The 16,757-nt window shown below is 72.8% G+C and carries 16 protein-coding genes; 8 read left to right on the top strand and 8 right to left on the bottom strand.

What is annotated here, in order from left to right:
* Nucleotides 1–56 precede the first annotated feature (56 nt).
* The gene (locus tag LTT61_RS24190; protein ID WP_233016339.1) at nucleotides 57–860 is read left to right on the top strand and encodes an SDR family oxidoreductase; all 804 of its coding nucleotides are present in this window, start codon (nucleotides 57–59) and stop codon (nucleotides 858–860) included.
* 3 nt (nucleotides 861–863) lie between these two features.
* Here LTT61_RS24190 and LTT61_RS24195 read toward each other — a convergent pair whose 3' ends face one another.
* Both LTT61_RS24195 and LTT61_RS24200 read right to left on the bottom strand, forming a co-directional pair.
* Nucleotides 864–1,685, bottom strand: a complete 822-nt coding sequence (locus LTT61_RS24195; protein ID WP_233016340.1) for an SAM-dependent methyltransferase — start codon at nucleotides 1,683–1,685, stop codon at nucleotides 864–866.
* A gap of 122 nt (nucleotides 1,686–1,807) precedes the next feature.
* The gene (locus LTT61_RS24200; protein ID WP_233016341.1) at nucleotides 1,808–3,229 is read right to left on the bottom strand and encodes a WGR domain-containing protein; all 1,422 of its coding nucleotides are present in this window, start codon (nucleotides 3,227–3,229) and stop codon (nucleotides 1,808–1,810) included.
* A gap of 216 nt (nucleotides 3,230–3,445) precedes the next feature.
* On the opposite strand from LTT61_RS24200, the gene LTT61_RS24205 reads away from it, so the two are divergent.
* Both LTT61_RS24205 and LTT61_RS24210 read left to right on the top strand, forming a co-directional pair.
* Nucleotides 3,446–3,727 (top strand): hypothetical protein, encoded by a 282-nt coding sequence (locus LTT61_RS24205; protein ID WP_233016342.1) that lies wholly within the window; start codon nucleotides 3,446–3,448, stop codon nucleotides 3,725–3,727.
* Nucleotides 3,728–3,757: 30 nt separating this feature from the next.
* Nucleotides 3,758–4,597, top strand: a complete 840-nt coding sequence (locus tag LTT61_RS24210; RefSeq protein WP_233016343.1) for a DUF72 domain-containing protein — start codon at nucleotides 3,758–3,760, stop codon at nucleotides 4,595–4,597.
* Between the two features lie 40 nt (nucleotides 4,598–4,637).
* Here LTT61_RS24210 and LTT61_RS24215 read toward each other — a convergent pair whose 3' ends face one another.
* Genes LTT61_RS24215 through LTT61_RS24230 form a run of 4 tightly spaced genes read right to left on the bottom strand, consistent with a single transcriptional unit; the run spans nucleotide 4,638 to nucleotide 8,969 of the window.
* Nucleotides 4,638–5,480, bottom strand: coding sequence for an NAD-dependent protein deacetylase (locus LTT61_RS24215; RefSeq protein ID WP_233016344.1), 843 nt, complete (start codon nucleotides 5,478–5,480; stop codon nucleotides 4,638–4,640).
* 21 nt (nucleotides 5,481–5,501) lie between these two features.
* Nucleotides 5,502–6,866 carry an aldehyde dehydrogenase family protein gene (locus tag LTT61_RS24220; RefSeq protein WP_233016345.1) on the bottom strand — a complete coding sequence of 455 codons (1,365 nt, stop codon included), beginning with the start codon at nucleotides 6,864–6,866 and terminating at the stop codon, nucleotides 5,502–5,504.
* Nucleotides 6,867–6,906: 40 nt separating this feature from the next.
* Nucleotides 6,907–8,466, bottom strand: a complete 1,560-nt coding sequence (locus tag LTT61_RS24225; protein WP_233016346.1) for an MDR family MFS transporter — start codon at nucleotides 8,464–8,466, stop codon at nucleotides 6,907–6,909.
* The gene (locus tag LTT61_RS24230) at nucleotides 8,463–8,969 is read right to left on the bottom strand and encodes a MarR family winged helix-turn-helix transcriptional regulator (RefSeq protein ID WP_233016347.1); all 507 of its coding nucleotides are present in this window, start codon (nucleotides 8,967–8,969) and stop codon (nucleotides 8,463–8,465) included. The genes LTT61_RS24225 and LTT61_RS24230 overlap by 4 nt, the downstream gene beginning before the upstream one ends.
* A 209-nt stretch (nucleotides 8,970–9,178) precedes the next feature.
* Between LTT61_RS24230 and LTT61_RS24235 the strand changes: the two genes are divergently transcribed.
* The 3 genes from LTT61_RS24235 (at nucleotide 9,179) to LTT61_RS24245 (ending at nucleotide 10,941) form a co-directional block, all read left to right on the top strand.
* Nucleotides 9,179–9,403 carry a hypothetical protein gene (locus tag LTT61_RS24235; protein WP_233016348.1) on the top strand — a complete coding sequence of 75 codons (225 nt, stop codon included), beginning with the start codon at nucleotides 9,179–9,181 and terminating at the stop codon, nucleotides 9,401–9,403.
* A gap of 114 nt (nucleotides 9,404–9,517) precedes the next feature.
* Nucleotides 9,518–10,210 carry an MspA family porin gene (locus LTT61_RS24240; protein ID WP_233016349.1) on the top strand — a complete coding sequence of 231 codons (693 nt, stop codon included), beginning with the start codon at nucleotides 9,518–9,520 and terminating at the stop codon, nucleotides 10,208–10,210.
* Nucleotides 10,211–10,272: 62 nt separating this feature from the next.
* Nucleotides 10,273–10,941, top strand: a complete 669-nt coding sequence (locus tag LTT61_RS24245) for an MspA family porin (RefSeq protein ID WP_233016350.1) — start codon at nucleotides 10,273–10,275, stop codon at nucleotides 10,939–10,941.
* Nucleotides 10,942–11,001: 60 nt separating this feature from the next.
* Here LTT61_RS24245 and LTT61_RS24250 read toward each other — a convergent pair whose 3' ends face one another.
* On the bottom strand, nucleotides 11,002–11,634 hold the full coding sequence (locus tag LTT61_RS24250; protein WP_233016351.1) for an MBL fold metallo-hydrolase: 633 nt from the start codon (nucleotides 11,632–11,634) through the stop codon (nucleotides 11,002–11,004).
* The gene (locus LTT61_RS24255; RefSeq protein WP_233016352.1) at nucleotides 11,631–12,716 is read right to left on the bottom strand and encodes an S-(hydroxymethyl)mycothiol dehydrogenase; all 1,086 of its coding nucleotides are present in this window, start codon (nucleotides 12,714–12,716) and stop codon (nucleotides 11,631–11,633) included. The genes LTT61_RS24250 and LTT61_RS24255 overlap by 4 nt, the downstream gene beginning before the upstream one ends.
* Before the next feature lie 147 nt (nucleotides 12,717–12,863).
* Here LTT61_RS24255 and LTT61_RS24260 point away from each other — a divergent pair, with 147 nt between their 5' ends.
* Both LTT61_RS24260 and LTT61_RS24265 read left to right on the top strand, forming a co-directional pair.
* Nucleotides 12,864–14,207, top strand: a complete 1,344-nt coding sequence (locus tag LTT61_RS24260) for a LuxR C-terminal-related transcriptional regulator (RefSeq protein ID WP_233016353.1) — start codon at nucleotides 12,864–12,866, stop codon at nucleotides 14,205–14,207.
* Nucleotides 14,208–14,522: 315 nt separating this feature from the next.
* Entirely contained in the window at nucleotides 14,523–16,712 is a 2,190-nt protein-coding gene (locus tag LTT61_RS24265; RefSeq protein ID WP_233016354.1) for a hypothetical protein, read from the top strand.
* The last annotated feature ends 45 nt before the right edge of the window (nucleotides 16,713–16,757 follow it).

Genomic DNA, 16,757 nt, shown 5'->3' on the forward strand with positions numbered 1-16,757 from the left:
AGGGTCGGGATGGCCCGCGCCCGATGGCGCGGGCTTTCGCACCACGAGGAGTTCGGATGTCGCAGACCGTCGTCGTCACCGGAGCGTCGTCGGGGATCGGCCGCGCTACCGCGGCCCTGTTCCTCGCGCAGGGGTACACGGTGATCGGCACCAGCCGCGACCCGGAGCGGATCCCGGCGGCGAACCGGATCGACGGCGTCGAGTACCGGGCGCTCGACCTCGCCGACGCGGAGTCGATCGAGGCGTTCGGCACCGGCCTTCCCGCGGTGGACGTGCTGGTCAACAATGCGGGCGAGAGCCAGTCGGGCCCGCTGGAGGAGCTGCCCGCGGACGCGCTGGACCGGCTCTTCCGGATCAATGTGCTCGGCCCGGTGCGGCTCACCCAGCTGGTGCTCCCTGGGATGCGCGAGCGCGGCGCGGGCCGGGTGATCATGGTCGGCTCGATGCTGGCCAGCTTCCCGCTGGCCTACCGCTCCTCGTACGTGGCGACCAAGGCCGCGCTCAAGGGCTTCGCGCACGCGGCGCGGCTGGAGGTCTCCCCGTTCGGGGTGGCGATCAGCACGGTGGAGCCCGGATCGATCGCCACCGGGATCGGCGAGCGGCGCACCGCCTACATCGCCGCCGACTCCGCGCACCTGGCCGACTACCGGACCATGATCAGCAAGCTCGACCACAACGAGCAGAACGGCATCGCGGCCGAGCAGGTGGCCGCGCTGATCGTGAAGGTGGCGCGGGCCCGCAGGCCGAAGCCGCTGTACGCCACCGGAAGCCGGGCACCGCTGGTCTTCGCGCTGCGCAGGCTGCTGCCCGCGGCGGCGATCCACCGGATCACCGCGCGGGCGCACGGCCTGAAGCGCTGAGCGTCAGCGCTTGTAGCCCACCCCGGCCACGATCAGCCGCTCCCAGATGGTGAGCTCGCGCTCGGCGCTGCCGATGGCGTCCGGGCCGGTGCTGTCCGGGCGCCACTGCACGGCGGGCACGATGCCGGGCTCGGCGATGTCCAGCCCCTCGAAGAAGGCCGCGATCTCGGAGTCGCTGCGCCAGCGGCCGCGGCCGAAGGTCTCCTGCAGCTTGCCCTCCGCGGCCTTGGTCTCCTCGTTGTCGCCGGAGCGGAAGTGCGAGATGAACAGCGCGCTGCCCGGCGCAACCTGGTCGCGCCAGAAGCGCACGATGCCGAGCGGGTTCTCCCGGTCCTCCAGGTGGTGCAGGATCGCGCTGAAGATCACCGCGACCGGCTGGTCGAAATCGATGAGCCGCCGCAACTCCGGGTGGTTGCGGATGCCATCCGGGTCGACCGCGTCGGCCTGGATCACCACGGTGTTGTCGTCGGTGGCGAGGATGGCCCTGCCGTGCGCGAGCACGATCGGGTCGTTGTCGACGTAGACCACCTTCGACCCCGCGGCGTGCCTGGCCGCGACCTGGTGCACGTTGTCCGAGGTCGGCAGCCCGCTGCCGAGGTCGATGAACTGCCTGATGCCGTCGGCGGCGAGCTCGCGGACGGCGCGGACCAGCACGTCCCGGTTGGTTTTGGCGATGGCGACCGAACCGGGCAGGTTGTTGATGAAGTGATCACCGATCGCCTGGTCGACCGGGTAGTTGTCCTTCCCGCCGAGCACGTAGTCGTAGACGCGGGCAATGCTTGGCTTGCTCTGGTCGATCTCGACCGAGGGGGAATTGTCGGACACAGGCGGGAACCTCACGTTCGATGGACCGTAATCGCCCCTATCCTAGGGCGCGGCGGGCCGCGATGACCGCGTGGTAGCTCGAAAGATACCGCGAGGTACCGTAATTGAGCTCGACGTGGGGTTCAGCGCAGCCTGCGGATGTCCCCGCGCACCCGGTAGAAGCCGCCGCGGCCGGACTCGGCGATGGCGTCGACCACGTAGCGCGCGCCCGCCTCCCTGATGTCCCGGGGGAACTGCACGTTCCAGCCGTCCCGGTACCCCGGCGAGACCACCCGCACCCGCAGCCCGCCGCTCTGCTCGACGCACTCCACCACGATGCCGTCGCCCGCTCTTGTGGTCACCTCGACGGTCGAGCTCGGCGCCACCGCGGAGATCTCCGGTGCCTTGATCGAGACGGTGCGCGGCAGCACGCCCTGCTCCGCGCCGCGGATCGCGCTCTCGGTGACGTCGAGGCAGGCCAGCGCGCCGGTGGTGGTGACGAGGTAGAGCCGGTCGGCGTGGTACTGCATGGAGTACGCGGAGCCGCAGCCGGTGCCGAGCTTCCAGAGCCGCTGCCCGCTCGCGTCGAAGCAGTACACCGAGGAGTGGTTGTCACCGGCGAAGACGTAGCGGCCGTCCGGCGAGGTGGCGCAGGAGAAGACCGCGGCGTCGCAGCGGTAGGTGATCGCGTCGGTGCCGTCCTTGCCGATCATCCGGACATCGTTTCTGCTGGTGCCCGCGTAGACCGCGCCGGATTCCTGCCAGCCGAAGAGCACCGGGCCGGTGGGCACCTGCCAGAGCTGCTCCCCGCGCTCCAGGCCGTACTTGCTGACGCCGAGCGAATGCCCGTGGTAGACCCCGGTGTCGTCGATCCGCACCATCCACCCGGAGTCGCCGCGGCTGCGGTGCGACCAGAGCGACTCCTCCTCGTGGTCGATCACGGTGACGCCGCCCTCGCAGTCGGAGACGCCGAGGATGCCGTCGTGGATGTCGAGCCAGTAGATGTCGACGTCGGCGGCGATCTCGTAGGCGGCGCGCGGCACCTTGCCGGAGAGGTCGTAGACCCGGCCGTCGTCGCACCCGGCGTAGATCCAGAAATCGTCCGCCACAATGCACTTGACGGCGTCCGGGAGGCGGAAGCGGCCGGTGACGGTGCCGTCGAGGGCGAGCGTGAAGACGTCGCCGGTCTCGTTGCCGACCCAGCAGCGCTCGTCGTCGACGAAGATGCCGAAGGCGGAGGCACCGGAGTCGAAGCTCCACAGCACCGGGGCCGCCTTCGCCGTGGAGCGGGTGCTGGTGATGGTGCGCCTGGTGCCCTGCCGCTTGGCGCGCTCCCCCCGCACCGCGGGGGCGTACCCCTTGCGCACCTTCTCGCCGATCTTCTTGGCCGCCGCGGCGCGCGCCTTGTCCTCGGTGGGAAAGCCGCTGACCTTGACCTGGCCCTGGTCGCCGATCCGGCCGTACCGGATGGTCACCTGGGTGCCGGTTACGCCGACCTCGTAGAACTTGTGCGCCGAACCGTCGTCCTCGGACAGTTCCAGGTAGGTGCAGGTACCGGTCGTCATCGTCTTGCCCCGCTTCGTCGTTCGGTCGATCTCGAGCGAGAAGGTAGCAATGCGAACCGACAAGCCGGGTGCGGCGGCGGAAGTGCCGGTCGGATAGCGCAAACCGTTCGGTTTGCCACGCCGATGCTGGTCGTTGACTAGGTGCTGCTTTCCCGCGCATAATCCGAGGAGATCACTGTTTGCGCAACGGTTGCGGAATCCTCAGGGGAGCCCCATATGGTCTTCAGCACGGCGCACGACATGTTCCTGCTCGCTCAGGTGGGCAACCCGACTCCGGAGGCGCCGCCGCTCTCCGGCGAGATCCTGCAGATGGTCAGGTACATCACCTGGTTCTCGATCCTGTCCGGGGTCGCCGGGATCACGGTCGCGGGCGGCAAGTTCGCCTGGGAGAAGTGGCACGGCAGCAGCTTCACCTCGCCGAAGATGATCGCCGGCGGCATGATCGGCGGGGTGGTGGCCACCAGCGCGGGCACCATCATGAACACGCTCATCTCCTGAGCGCGCACCCCGCTGCGCTAGCGTGGCGGGATGCGACTCCACGTGGGGTGTGCGATGTGGTCGCACGGGTCCTGGTTCGAGCGGCAGCCGCCTGCCGCCGAGCGGTTGCGCCGCTATGCGGAGCACTGCACCGCCGTCGAGGGCAACACCACCTTCTACGCCACCCCGGCGCGGCGCACCGCGGAATCCTGGGCTGCCCAGCTGACCCCTGAGTTCCGCTTCTACGCCAAGCTGCCGCGCCCGGTCACCCACGAGCACCGGCTCGGCGGCGGCGCGGCCGAGCTCGCCGCCTTCCTGGACGCCATGGAGCCGCTGGGCCCGAGCCTGCACGCGCTCTGGGTGCAGCTGCCGCCGACGTTCGGGCCGAACGACCTCGGCGCGCTCGCCGACTTCCTGCCCGCGCTGCCCGCGGGGCCGGGAATCGCGGTCGAGGTGCGGCACCCGGCCTTCTTCGAGGATGTCGAGCAGGCGCGGCGGCTGGTGCGGGTTCTGAACGCGGCGGGCGCCGAGTGGGTCACCTTCGACACCACGACGCTCTACGCCGCGCCGCCGCGCACCCCGGCCGAGCACGAGGCGTGGGGGAAGAAGCCGCGGCTGCCGCGCCGCACCCCCGCGCTCGGCCCGCACCCGGTGGTCCGCTACCACGGCCGCGACGACGCCGAGGCCACCGCCGCGGGCTGGGCGCCCTGGCTGGAGACGGTTTCGGGGTGGCTGCGGGAGGGGCGCTCGCCGACGGTCTTCGTACACACCCCGGACAACGGCGACGCGCTCGGCCTGGCCAGGCGCTTCCACGCCGAGGTGCGGGATCTCGTCCCGGAGCTGGAGCCGCTACCCGAGCCGGAACCGGCGGAGGCCCCGACCCTGTTCTGAGCCGACCGCCGGTGGCGCGCCCGCCGCTGAGCCCGGCGGCTCAGCCCAGGCGCTCGGCGAGCGCGGCGAGCACGGGGGAGCAGCCCGCGTCGACGGTGCGGGTGGCGCACTCGTCGCCCCTGGTGCTGCCGCGGTTCACGATCACCACCGGTTTACCCTGCTTGGCCGCGTGCCGGACGAACCGCAGCCCGGACATGACGGTCAGCGACGACCCGGCGACCAGCACCGCGTCCGCGGCGTCCACCAGCGCGAAGGCCGCGGCGACCCGGGGCTTGGGGACGTTCTCGCCGAAGTAGACGATGTCCGGCTTGAGCATCCCGCCGCAGCGCGCGCAGTCGACCATCCGGAAGGTGTCGGTGCGCGCGATCACGGCGTCCGCGTCCGGCGCGACCTCCAGCCCGTCGGCCGCGGCGGCGGCCGCGAAGCCGGGGTTGGCCGCCTCCAGCCGGTCGGCCAGCGCCATCCGGGAGATCAGCCGCTCGCAGCCGAGGCAGCGCACCCTGGCGTAGGTGCCGTGCAGGTCGATCACCGCGCGGTGCCCGGCCTTGGTGTGCAGCAGGTCGACGTTCTGCGTGATCAGCCCGGTGACCACGCCCGCGCGCTCCAGCCGGGCCAGCGCGCGGTGGCCCGGGTTCGGCCGGGAGCCGTCCATGGTGCGCCAGCCGACGTGGTTGCGCGCCCAGTAGCGCTGCCGGAACACCGGGTCGCCGACGAACTGCTGGTAGGTCATGGGGTTGCGGGGCGGGGAGCCGGGGCCGCGGTAGTCCGGGATCCCGCTGTCGGTGGAGATCCCGGCGCCGGTGAGCACGGCGAGGCTGCGCCCGGCGAGCAGTGCTGCGACGGACTCGACGGACTCGGCGCCGCGCTCCAGGACTTCGGTCACGAAGTCCAGCGTACGACCTGTTCAGGGGTGCTCGGGCGGGCTCGCCAGGTGCACAACCTTGACCGTGCTGAATTCGTCGAGCAGCTCCGGCCCGTAGCCGAAGCCGGTACCGGAGCGGCCGCGCGGCTGGGCCGCACCGCCCGGCGCCCCGCCGAAGACCGCGTTGATCTTGACCGTGCCCACCGGCAGCGCGCGCCAGGCCCGCTGCGCGTGCGCCATGTTCGCGGTGAGCACGGTGGCGGCGAGGCCGTGCTCGTCGTCGGCGGCCTCGGCCAGCCCGGTCGCGAAGTCGGGAACCACGCGCACCGGCGCGACCGGCCCGAAGGTCTCCTCGCGCAGCACCCGCATGCCCGGCTCGCACTCGGTGAGCACGGTGGCCGGGTAGTGGGCGCCGGGGCCGGGCTCACCGCCGGCCAGCACGCGGGCGCCCGCCGCGACGGCCTCGCTGACGTGCGCGTGCACGTGCGCCCGCTGCACCTCGTCGACCAGCGGCTGCGGGTCGGCGTTCCAGCGCTGCGCCGCGGCGACCAGCGCGGTCAGGAACGGCTCGGCGACGGCGCGGTGCACGTAGATCCGCTCCACCGAGACGCAGATCTGCCCGGCGTTGGCGAAGGCGCCGAGCGCGGCCTGCTCGGCCGCCCACACCGGGTCGACATCGGCGTCGACCAGCAGCGCGTCGTTGCCGCCGTTCTCCAGCAGCACCTTGGCCCCGGTGCGCGCCGCGGCCGCCGCGATCGAGCGGCCGGTGGCGGTGCCGCCGACGTGCGCGACCACGTCGACCTCCGGCGCGGCGGCCAGCGCGGCGCCGACCTCGCCCGCGCCGCCCAGGGTCTGCAGCACGCCGTCCGGCAGGTGCGCGGCGAGCAGCTCGCCGAGCCGGGCGCCGGTGCCGGGGCAGCGCTCGCTCGGCTTGTGCAGCACCGTGTTCCCGGTGACGAGCGCGGCGCCGAGCAGCCCGCAGGCGATGGCGACCGGGTCGTTCCACGGGGTCAGCGCCGCGACGACGCCGCGCGGCTCGGGGACCATGAAGTCGGTGGCGTCGGCGCCGCCGCGCAGCGTCCGGCCGCGGTGCACCGGCCCGAGCTCGGCGTACTGCACCAGGGTGCCCGCGCCCGCCTCGACGCCCTCCGCGCCGGAGGCGGCCGGGCGGCCGGTCTCCCGCTCCAGGATCGCGGCGAGCTCGTCGGCGTGCGCGCGCAGCGTGGCCGCGGCGGCGTGCAGCGCGGCGGCGCGCTCGGTAGCCGGGGTCGCCGCCCAGCCGGGCTGCGCGGCTCGGGCGGTGCGCAGGGCGTGCGCGATCTCGAGTTCGGTCGCGGTGCCGGGGTCGGCCGCATTTCCGTTCGTGCGGGTGCGCAGGCTCGCGAGGTCGATGTCGGTGTTGGTCATGGGGCCGCTGTACCCCGGGCCGGGCGGGAAAACCCGCGGGTCAGAGTGGTTCGACCGGCTCCGGCTCGCGCAGCGGGATCTCGTCGAGGAGGAGCAGCACCAGCGCGGCGAGGAAGGCGACGGCGGCGGCGGTGTAGAAGACCGGGTGCATGGCCTCGGTGAAGCCGATCAGCACCGGGGTCCGCACCGCCTCCGGCAGCGCGGCGATGCCGCTGGTGTCGCTGCGCAGCACGTCGAGCAGCGCCGGGTCGGTTCCGGCGGGCAGCGCCCCGCCCGCCGCCGCCAGGATCCGGGCGGGCAGCAGGCTGAAGAGCACGGTGAGGAACGCCGCCACGCCGAGCGTGCCGCCGATCTGCCGGAAGAAGGTCGCCGCCGCGGTGGAGGCGCCCATGTCCGCGCGCGGCGCGGCGTTCTGGATGGCGATGATCAGCGTCTGCAGACTGGTGCCGAGCCCGATCCCGACCAGCCCGCCGATGCCGAGCGGCAGCCACAGCGGGCTGTCGTGCGCCAGCTGGGCGAAGCAGAGCCCGCCGATCCCGACCAGCACGCTGCCGACGACCGGGAAGACCTTGTAGCGCCCGGTCATCCGGGTCACCCGCCCGGCTACCTGCGAGCCGAGCGTGATGCCGACGACCATCGGCAGCATCATCAGCCCCGCCATCGTCGGCGAGAGGCCCTGCACCACCTGGAGGTACTGCGGCAGCATGGCGAGCCCGCCGAACATCGCGATCCCGATCAGCAGCCCGCCCGCGATCCCCGCGCTGAAGGTCCGGTTCCGGAAGAGCCGCAGCGGGATCAGCGCGGCATCCCGCATCCGCCGCTCGACCAGGATGAACAGCGCGGTGCCCGCGGCCCCGACGCCGTAGCAGAGCAGCGCAGGCGGCGAGCTCCAGCCCCAGCTCCTGCCCTGCTCGGCGACGAGCAGCAGCGGCACCACCGCGAAGGCGAGCGCGACCGCGCCGAACCAGTCGATCCGGTGCCGCTGCGGCCGGTGCGGGGTGCTGAGCACCTTGGCGACGACGACCAGCGCCACGATGCCGATCGGGACGTTCACCAGGAAGACCCAGCGCCAGCCGGTGAGCCCGAGCAGCGTGTCGTGCGTGGCGAAGAAGCCGCCGAGCACCGGGCCGAGCACGGTGGCGATGCCGAAGACCGTCGTGTTGTAGCCCTGGTAGCGCACCCGCTCCCGAGCGGGAACCAGGTCGGCGATGATGGTGAAGGCCAGCGACATCAGCCCGCCCGCGCCCAGCCCCTGGAAGGCGCGGAAGGCGGCCAGTTGGTGCATGGTGGCGGCGCAGGCGCAGGCCGCCGAGCCGAGCACGAAGATCCCGATGGCGAGCAGGTAGAGCGGCCTGCGGCCGTAGATGTCGGCGAGCTTGCCGTACAGCGGGGTGCTGATGGTCGCGGTGATCAGGTAGGCGGTGGTGGCCCAGGCCTGCTGGTCGAAGCCGTTGAGGCTGTTGGCGATGGGCACGATCGCCACGCTGACGATGTTCTGGTCCAGCGCGGCGAGGAAGAGCCCGAGCAGCAGCCCGGAGAGCACGGTGAGGATCTGCCGGTGTTCGAGCTGTCCCGGCGTCCGCTCGATGGTGCCGGTCACCCGCGCGCCGCCGCGCCGGGCTCGGAATCCCTCGGGTCCGCCTCGATCCCGTCGTTCAGCCGGTCCAGCAGCACGGTGAGCTGCCCGACCTCGGCGGCCGACCACCCCGCCACCAGCCCGGCCAGCCACTCGCTGCGCCGCTGCCTGGCCTGCTCGAAGACGCGAACGCCGTCCTCGGTGGCGGTGAGCACGCTGGCGCGGCCGTCGTCCGGGTCGGACCGCCGCTCGACCAGCCCGAGCTGCACCAGCGTCCTGGTCTGCCTGCTGACCAGCGAGATCTCCGCATAGAGCAGGTCGGCGAGGCGCCCGGTGCGCTGCGGGCCGTGCTCGACGAGCCGGAAGAGCATGGCGTAGGCGAGCTTGTCCAGGTGCCTGGCGTCATCGGCGGCGGAGCGGTGCCGCACCCGGTTCAGCGCGCGGGCGAACCGCACCAGCTGCCTACCGAGCCGGTCGGCGGCCGCGAGTTCGGCGTCGCTCGGCGCGCCGGAATCGGCAGGAGACATGTACTTGACCACCTCAACTAGTTGCTTCCGCCAACTATAGGGTGGTGCCCGCAGAAGTGGAAACGGGATTCTCGGACATGCCGTTTCGGGAGGTTTGTCCGATAGGTGGAGTCGTCCGCGCGTTGGAGTGTTCACGTTGACGCGGTGGTGCGCGTGACCAACTATGAGGTATGGCCGTTTTCGCTTCGTGTCGCCGCTGAGCACCGCCGATGCCCGACGAATCCGATCGCGAGCAGGCCCGGTTGCTGTATGCTCTGCTCCGGCGCGAAGCCGGCGAACTCGCCAGGGTGCTGGAAGCGGATCTCACCCGCCGCGGCACGCCCAGATCGACCACCGAGTCCCGGCGGCTGACGCGTGATCTGCAGGAAATCCGGCGTTGTCTCGCGAATCTAGCGACCCGCTTTCCCGAGGTAGTCGGGACGGATCCGCACTAGATCGCGAAGTTCTGTCGCACGACCGCACCAAGCTGGTTGCCTCACCGTACTCGAGCGTTCATATCAAGTTTTCCTGGCCTGAACTCTGCGAAGAATTCTGTGATGAGGGGAAAAATGACCAACCACCGCACCACCGGTGTGCGCGTCGCCGGTATCGGCGCCGCGGCCGCCGTAGCCCTGGGACTCTTCTCGACCGGCGCTGCCAATGCCGACACCTTCGTGCCGCTGCCGGACGGCCAGAAGCTCGGCCCCGGTGTCACCGTCAGCCGCACCGGGGAGCACGCCATCGTCTCGCCCTCGCTCGCGGCCAATGGCGCGGGCCGGGTCGTGTGGGTCTCCGGCAATGCCGTCGCCGATGTCACCGCAACCCCCGAGGGTGAGATCGGGCCGTTCAACGGCCCCGCCGACGACCCGGGGAGCAACAACTCCTCCACCCACGGCGCCTCGCAGCTGAATACCGGCTACATCGTCGGTTGCCAGGTATCGATCAGCGACGAGGCCATCTCGGCCGGGCTCGGTGGCGGCCTCGGCCTGACCTTTCCCTTCGACGGGAGCGAAGCCCTCGGCGACGGCGCCTTCGAGGGCTCCATCGGCCTCGACCTCGGCCCCGGCGAGGTGAAGTTCGTGCAGATCGAGATCAAGGACATCACCGAGCCCGGTGTCTACGCGGTGGAGTACCAGGACGTGGAGATCGAGATCCAGGGCTGTGCCGGCTACGCGCAGGCCCGCGCCTACACCGTGGTCGAGATCATCGGCGACGACTACTCGAAGACGTCCCTCTACGGCCTCCCGTTCAGCATCGGCTGATCAGGTCTGTTCGGTCGAATCACACACTCGCTGAAGCGGTTTCAATCCAAGAGGGGTTACTCATGCGCAACAGCAACACACTGGCGCGGGTGGCGGGTATCGGCGCCGCCGCCACGGTCGCCGTCGGCCTGTTCTCCACCGGTGCCGCCAACGCCGACACCTTCGTCGCCCTGCCGGGCGGCAGCATCACCAAGGCGCTCTCCGACGGCACCGTGGTGACGGTGAGCCTGGTCGGCGAGTCGGCCAACATCAACCCGTCGCTGGGCTCGACCCCGGCGCACCGCAATGCGTGGGTCTCGGGCTCGGCGCAGGTCAGCGTGGAGGGCGGGGAGGATATCGGCGGCAAGATTTACCCCGGCTACGTCGTTGGCTGCCAGGTGAACATCTCCGGCGGTGGAGTGGAGGGCGCTCTCGCGGGCGGCTTCGACGTAGGGGACGAGGAATCCGTGCTCGGTGTCGAGTCCGGCGGCAACCTCTCGCTCGGCCCCGGCCAGGCGACCTCGTTCTACATCCTCGACATCGAGAAGCCGGACGACTACGGCAGCGAGGACCACGCGACCAACAACTCGTTCAAGGGCAACAACGGCTCGGTGACCTGGGCCGACTCCACCATCGGGCTGACCGGCTGCGGCGGCTACGCCCAGGCCCGCGCCTTCGTGCGGGTCAAGGTGGAGACCGATCACGTGCAGTCGGTGGTGACCCTGTGGGGCCAGCCGTTCAGCATCGGCTGACGCACCGCTCGGAGCGCGGGGCCCGGCGCGCAGGCGCCGGGCCCCTCGTCGCGAGCGGGCTCAGTGGCCGCGGGCGATCCACTCCTCGAGGTGCGGCGCCTCGGCTCCGACGGTGGTGCCGTCGCCGTGGCCGGTGTGCACCCTGGTCTCCGCCGGGAGCGTGAGGATCCGCTCCCGGATCGAGCCGATGATGGTCGGGAAGTCGGAGAAGGAGCGGCCGGTGGCGCCGGGGCCGCCGCTGAACAGGGTGTCGCCGGAGAAGAGCACCCCGGCCTCGGGCAGGTACAGGACGACCGAGCCGGGGGAGTGGCCCGGGGTGCTGATCACCCGGAGGTCGGTGCCGGCCACCGGGATGCGCTGGTCGTCGGCGAGCGGCCGGTAGGCGGCGTCCGGGTGCGTCATCCGCCAGAGCGGCTCGTCGCCGGGGTGCAGCAGGATCGGGGCATCCAGCCGCTCGGCGAGTTCGGGTGCCGCGGTGACGTGGTCGTTGTGGCCGTGCGTGCAGACCACGCCGAGCACCCGGCGGCTACCGACGGCCTCGGCGATCCGGCCCGCGTCGTGCGCGGCGTCCACGATCAGCACCTCGTCGTCGTCGCCGACCAGCCAGACGTTGTTGTCCACGTCCCAGCTGCCGCCGTCCAGGGTGAAGACCCCGGAGGTCACCACCTGATCGATGCGCAGCTCGCCGCTCACAGCACCACCACCGAGCGCAGCACCTTGCCGCCGTGCATGGTGTGGAAGGCCTGCTCGACCTGGTCCAGCCCGATCCGCTCGGTGACGAACTTCTCCAGCGGCAGCCTGCCCTGCCGGTACAGCTCGACCAGCACGGGGAAGTCGCGCTCCGGCAGGCAGTCGCCGTACCAGGACGACTTGAGCGCGCCGCCGCGGGAGAAGAAGTCGATGAGCGGCAGCTCCAGCCGCATCTCCGGGGTCGGCACGCCGACCAGCACCACGGTGCCCGCCAGGTCGCGGGCGTAGAAGGCCTGCTCGTAGGTTTCCGGGCGGCCGACCGCCTCGATCACCACGTCGGCGCCGAAGCCGCCGGTGAGCTCCTGGATGGCGGCGACCGGGTCGGTCTCCGCGGCGTTCACCGTGTGCGTGGCGCCGAGCTCCCGCGCCCACTCCAGCTTGGTGTCGTCCCGGTCCACGGCGATGATCGGCGTCGCGCCGACCAGCTTGGCGCCCGCGATGGCCGCGTCGCCGACGCCGCCGCAGCCGATCACCGCGACCGAATCGCCCCGGCTCACGCCGCCGGTGTTCACCGCGGCGCCGATGCCCGCCATCACCCCGCAGCCGAGCAGCCCGACCACGGCGGGGTCGGCCTCGGGGTCGACCTTGGTGCACTGGCCCGCGTGCACCAGCGTCTTCTCCACGAAGGCGCCGATGCCGAGCGCCGGGGTGAGTTCGGTGCCGTCGGTCAGCGTCATCTTCTGGGTGGCGTTGAAGGTGTCGAAACAGTACTGCGGGCGGCCGCGCTTGCACGCCCGGCAGCGGCCGCAGACCGCGCGCCAGTTCAGGATGACGAAGTCGCCCACCTCGACGGTGTCTACGCCGGCGCCGACGCTCTCCACCGTGCCCGCGGCCTCGTGGCCGAGCAGGAACGGGAACTCGTCGTTGATCCCGCCCTCGCGATAGTGCAGGTCGGTGTGGCAGACGCCGCAGGCGGCGACCTCGACCACCACCTCGCCCGGGCCCGGGTCGGGAATCACGATGTCGGTGAGCTCGACCGGAGCCCCCTTACTCCGCGCGACCACCCCGCGAACCTGCTGTGGCATGGCTGTTCATCCCTTCAGACGACGGTATGGACGCATGCGTGTACCCGCATGGCTACCTCGACCGTATCGGTGCGGAGGCCGGGGGTGTCCTGGCCGGACGGACAGGAAAACCTCGCCTTTCGGTTAGGTCGCCTAGACTCGGCCGCGATGGCCGAGCCCGCCGTGACCCCTGCTGACCTGCCCGCCCTGCGCGCTGTGATCGACGGCCCGCTGGCCGAGATCGCCCGCCGCTGCTCCCGGTACCTGGCCGAGCGGTGGCCGCACGACGCGCTGGTGATCTTCACCAGGGAGTGCACCGGGCGGCCGCGCAAGGTGGCGGGGGCCGCCGAGGTGGTCGACCGGGTCGGCATCGGCGAGCTGGAGGCGGTGCGCTCCGCACTCGCCCCCGGCGAGCACGCCGAGCTCACGGCGCGGCTCGGCGAGGCGGAGCGTCGCCTGTGGGCGGTGCTGGACCGGTCCGGAATCCTGCTCGTCCTGGTGCCGCGGGAACCGGCCCGGCCCGTGCGGGCCGCGCGGGCGACCGCCGGACGGGACCCCGTCGACCCGGCCGCGACCTTGCCGTGCGAGGCCGACGAGCGCTGCGCGCTGCCCGGCGCGGCCGAGCTGGCCGCCCGCTTCGGCATCGTCGCCACCTCGATCCGGCAGCAGGTGGCCCAGGCCAGCCCGGAGTACCTCACCGAGGCCCGCGCCGCCTCCGCGGAGCGATCCCGCGCCGTCGCCGAGCTCACCGCCGCGCACGAGGCCACGCTCACCGCGGTCCTCGCCACCCTGCGCGCCACCGGGCTCGACGACCGGCAGGCGCGGGCCGCCGCCGTCGAAACCGCCTCCGCCGCACTGCTCGCCGCCCGCGCGGGCAGGGCGACCGAGCGCGCGCTGGCCGAGGAGCCGCCCGCCGCCGCCTTCGACCGGCTGCGCGCCGAGCTCGCGCCGGTGCTCAGGGACACCGAGGTGCTCTTCGCCGCCCCCGGCGCGGGCGCCCCGCTGCCCGGCGAGATCGCCGTCGGCGCCAGGGCCATGACCACCGCCGTCGTGCTCGCCTTCGTCGGCCAGCCCGGGCTGCGCCGGCTCCGGGTCGGCTGGGAGCACGCCGACGCCGCGCTCCGCATCGATGTGCGCGACCAGGAATCCGGCGTCATCGACGCCGACGCCCTGCGCCGCGCCCTCGAGGGCCGGGTCCGCACGCTGCGCGCCGCGCTGGAGATCGAGGCGCTGCCCGGCTGGGGCAGCCGGGTGGCGCTGCGGCTCCCGCTCGCCGCACCCGCGGTGCGCAGGGAGCGCGGCGCGCTGGACCGGCTCAACCGGCGCGAGCGCGAGGTGCTCGGGCTGCTCGCCGCGGGCAGGCGCAACCGCGCCATCGCCGCCGAGCTGGGGGTCGCGGAGAGCACGGTCAAGTTCCACGTCACCGGCGTGCTGAAGAAACTGGCGGTCTCCACCCGCGGCGAGGCCGCCGCGCTCGGCGTGCGCGCCGGGCTGCTTCCCGGCGCGCCGTGAACACCGATCCCCTGCTGCCGGAGCCGCTTTCGGCGTGCGGCGGGGCAGACCGCCTGCCGCGCAACGCCGGTCGGTATTGATATATTTCGCCACCGTCTCCGGTGCTACGCCGAGGTGGCGATACGCTCGGCGCCGAAGTCGATCGCGCCCGCGCTTCGGGCGGGACCGTTCGGACCCGCGGGATCCGCGGAATGAGCGATAGCGAAAGGGCATGAAAGCAATTCGGCCACGACGGTGCGACGAACGGCGAAGCCGGGTACCGTACCCACGCGTGATCACTTGTCTGCCATCGTATCGTCCCGGCAGGGAGTCGCAGTGACCATCGACCAGAACAACGAAGACGATGTCACCGCGCTGGCGAGGCGGGTCGAGCGGGCGAGAGGCCGTCTCGCGTACCAGTTCGATCCGGCGCTGACCCAGGCGCTCTCGGAGGACGAACTACGCGCCGAGCGCGAACTCGCCGAGCGCATCCGCATCGAGGAGCGCGGGCAACGGTGGAAAGAGGTGCAGGCCGCCGCCTCGGCCTCGGACCGCGCCAGGCAGACCACCGAAGCCATCGAGAAGGCCGACATGCGAGATCTCCTGCTCGCCCGTAGAGCGATCGCCGCGCAGCGGCGCGAGTCGAGCCCGCACGCCAAACTCGCCTCGCTCTACCGGCATCGCGCCTGGTCGCTGCGGGCCCTCGCGGGCGTCGTCACGGCGGGCATGCTGTGGTCGGCGGTCAACGTCCAGCAGAACATCGCGCCCGGCGGCCCGTCCGACCCGCTCTTCTGGTTCAGCTACCTGCTCGAGGCGATGATCAGCGCGTGTCTGATCATCATCATGATCGGCACCAACAAGGTGGCCGAGTGGGGCGTCATCGACAACCGGCGCCAGGTGCTCGCCGCCGAGGCCGCGCTGCTGCTGCTCACCGTCTCGCTGAACACCTATCCGTATGTCCGGCTGGGCAACTGGTACGACGCCGCGGTGCACGCGGTGGCGCCGGTGATGATCGGCGTCGCGCTGCTCATCCACGACGCGGTGAGCGCCCGCTACGGCCTGGCGATCGCCAGGGCGACGGCCCAGGTGCGCGACCTGCCGGACGCCACCGACCAGATCCGCCTGCGGATGCCCGGCGCCTACCGCGGCAGCGCCATCACCGAACTCGGCAGGCCACCGATCGACGAGCCCGCCGCGCTGCCCCCGATGGCCGAGGGCGAGTACGAGGTCGTCGAAGAGGACGAGCTGCCGCCGGAGGACCCGGACAACGATCCGGACGCCGCCGAGCAGCCGGACGAGGACGAGCGCACCGAGCTCACCGGCGGCGCCGAGGGGGCGAGCGCCTTCCGCTCGCCGAATCAGCCCGCGCGGCAGCCGGTGACGGCCGAGCTCGCCGAGGTCGAGGAGGAGGCGGCCGAGGAGCCGAAGAACGCCCCGGCCAAGCGCACCAAGGCCGTCGTCAAGGCCACCAAGCCCGTGGCGGCGACGCCGCAGCGCGCTGCGGATGAGGTGGCCGCGGACGACGCCCCGACCGGCGTGATCCCGGCCATCGACGCCGAGGCCGACGTCCCCGTCGAGCCGCAGCCGGCCAAGCCGGCCCGGAAGACCGCCGCCAAGGCGGCTCGGCCCGCCGCGAAGACGGCCACCAGGACCGTCGCCGCGAAGCAGGCCCCGGTCGAGGAGGCCGCGCCCGCCGTCGAGGAGCAGCCCGCGCCGAAGCCTGCCGCGAAGGTCGCCCCGGCTGCCACGGTGCGGGTCGCGGCCGAGCCCGCCGCGGTGCGGTCGAAGCCGACCGCTGTCCCGGAGCCCGCTCCGGAGCCCGCGGCCGCCGAGCCCGTCGTCCGGCCCGCCGCCGCCCGGGTGGCCGAGCCGATCGCCGCGCCCGCGGCGCAGCCCGCCGCCGCGCGGTCCGCGCAGCCCGCGGCGGTACAGTCCGCCCAACCTGCGGCCGCACGGTCCGCGCAGCCCGCGGCGGCCCGGTCCGCCCAGCCCGCGGCGGCAGCACGGTCCGCCCGGCCTGCGGCAGCGGCCCGGTCGGCGCAGCCGGCCGCGGCGGCACGCTCCGCGCAGCCTGCCCGCGTCGCCCAGCCCGCCGCTCGGGCGGCGGGCCAGGGCAGGTCGGCCGCCGCGGCGCAGCCGGTGTCCAGGCAGGCCACCGCCCGCGCGACCGCGCCGGTCGAGGTTCCGGAGGCGGATCGCCCGGCCGCGCCGGTGATCAGCTTCGCCAGCAAGGCCGCCGCCCGGCCCACCGCGGATCTCGACCCGATCATGATGCCGATCGAGCCGACCCCCTCCCGGCCGCGCTCCTCCGGCCCGCGCACCGGCCCGCTGGCCGCCGTCGGCAGGAAGAAGAAGGCCCCCGAGCCCGAGCCCGCGCCGATCCCGGCCACCTCGGACGTCTACGACACCGGCGCGCTCCGGGTCGCCGACATGCTGGAGCAGGAGCTCGCCGAGCTCCGCGAGAAGCGGCGCCAGGCGCGCGCCGCCGGTCGCAGCAGCCGCTCCTCCTCGAGCCGGGACTACTGAACCGGCCGCAACACCGAAGCCACAGGGCCCTGACCCCCACCCGGG

It is taken from the genome of Nocardia asteroides (assembly GCF_021183625.1).
In the GTDB taxonomy this organism is placed as follows: Bacteria; Actinomycetota; Actinomycetes; order Mycobacteriales; family Mycobacteriaceae; genus Nocardia; species Nocardia asteroides_A.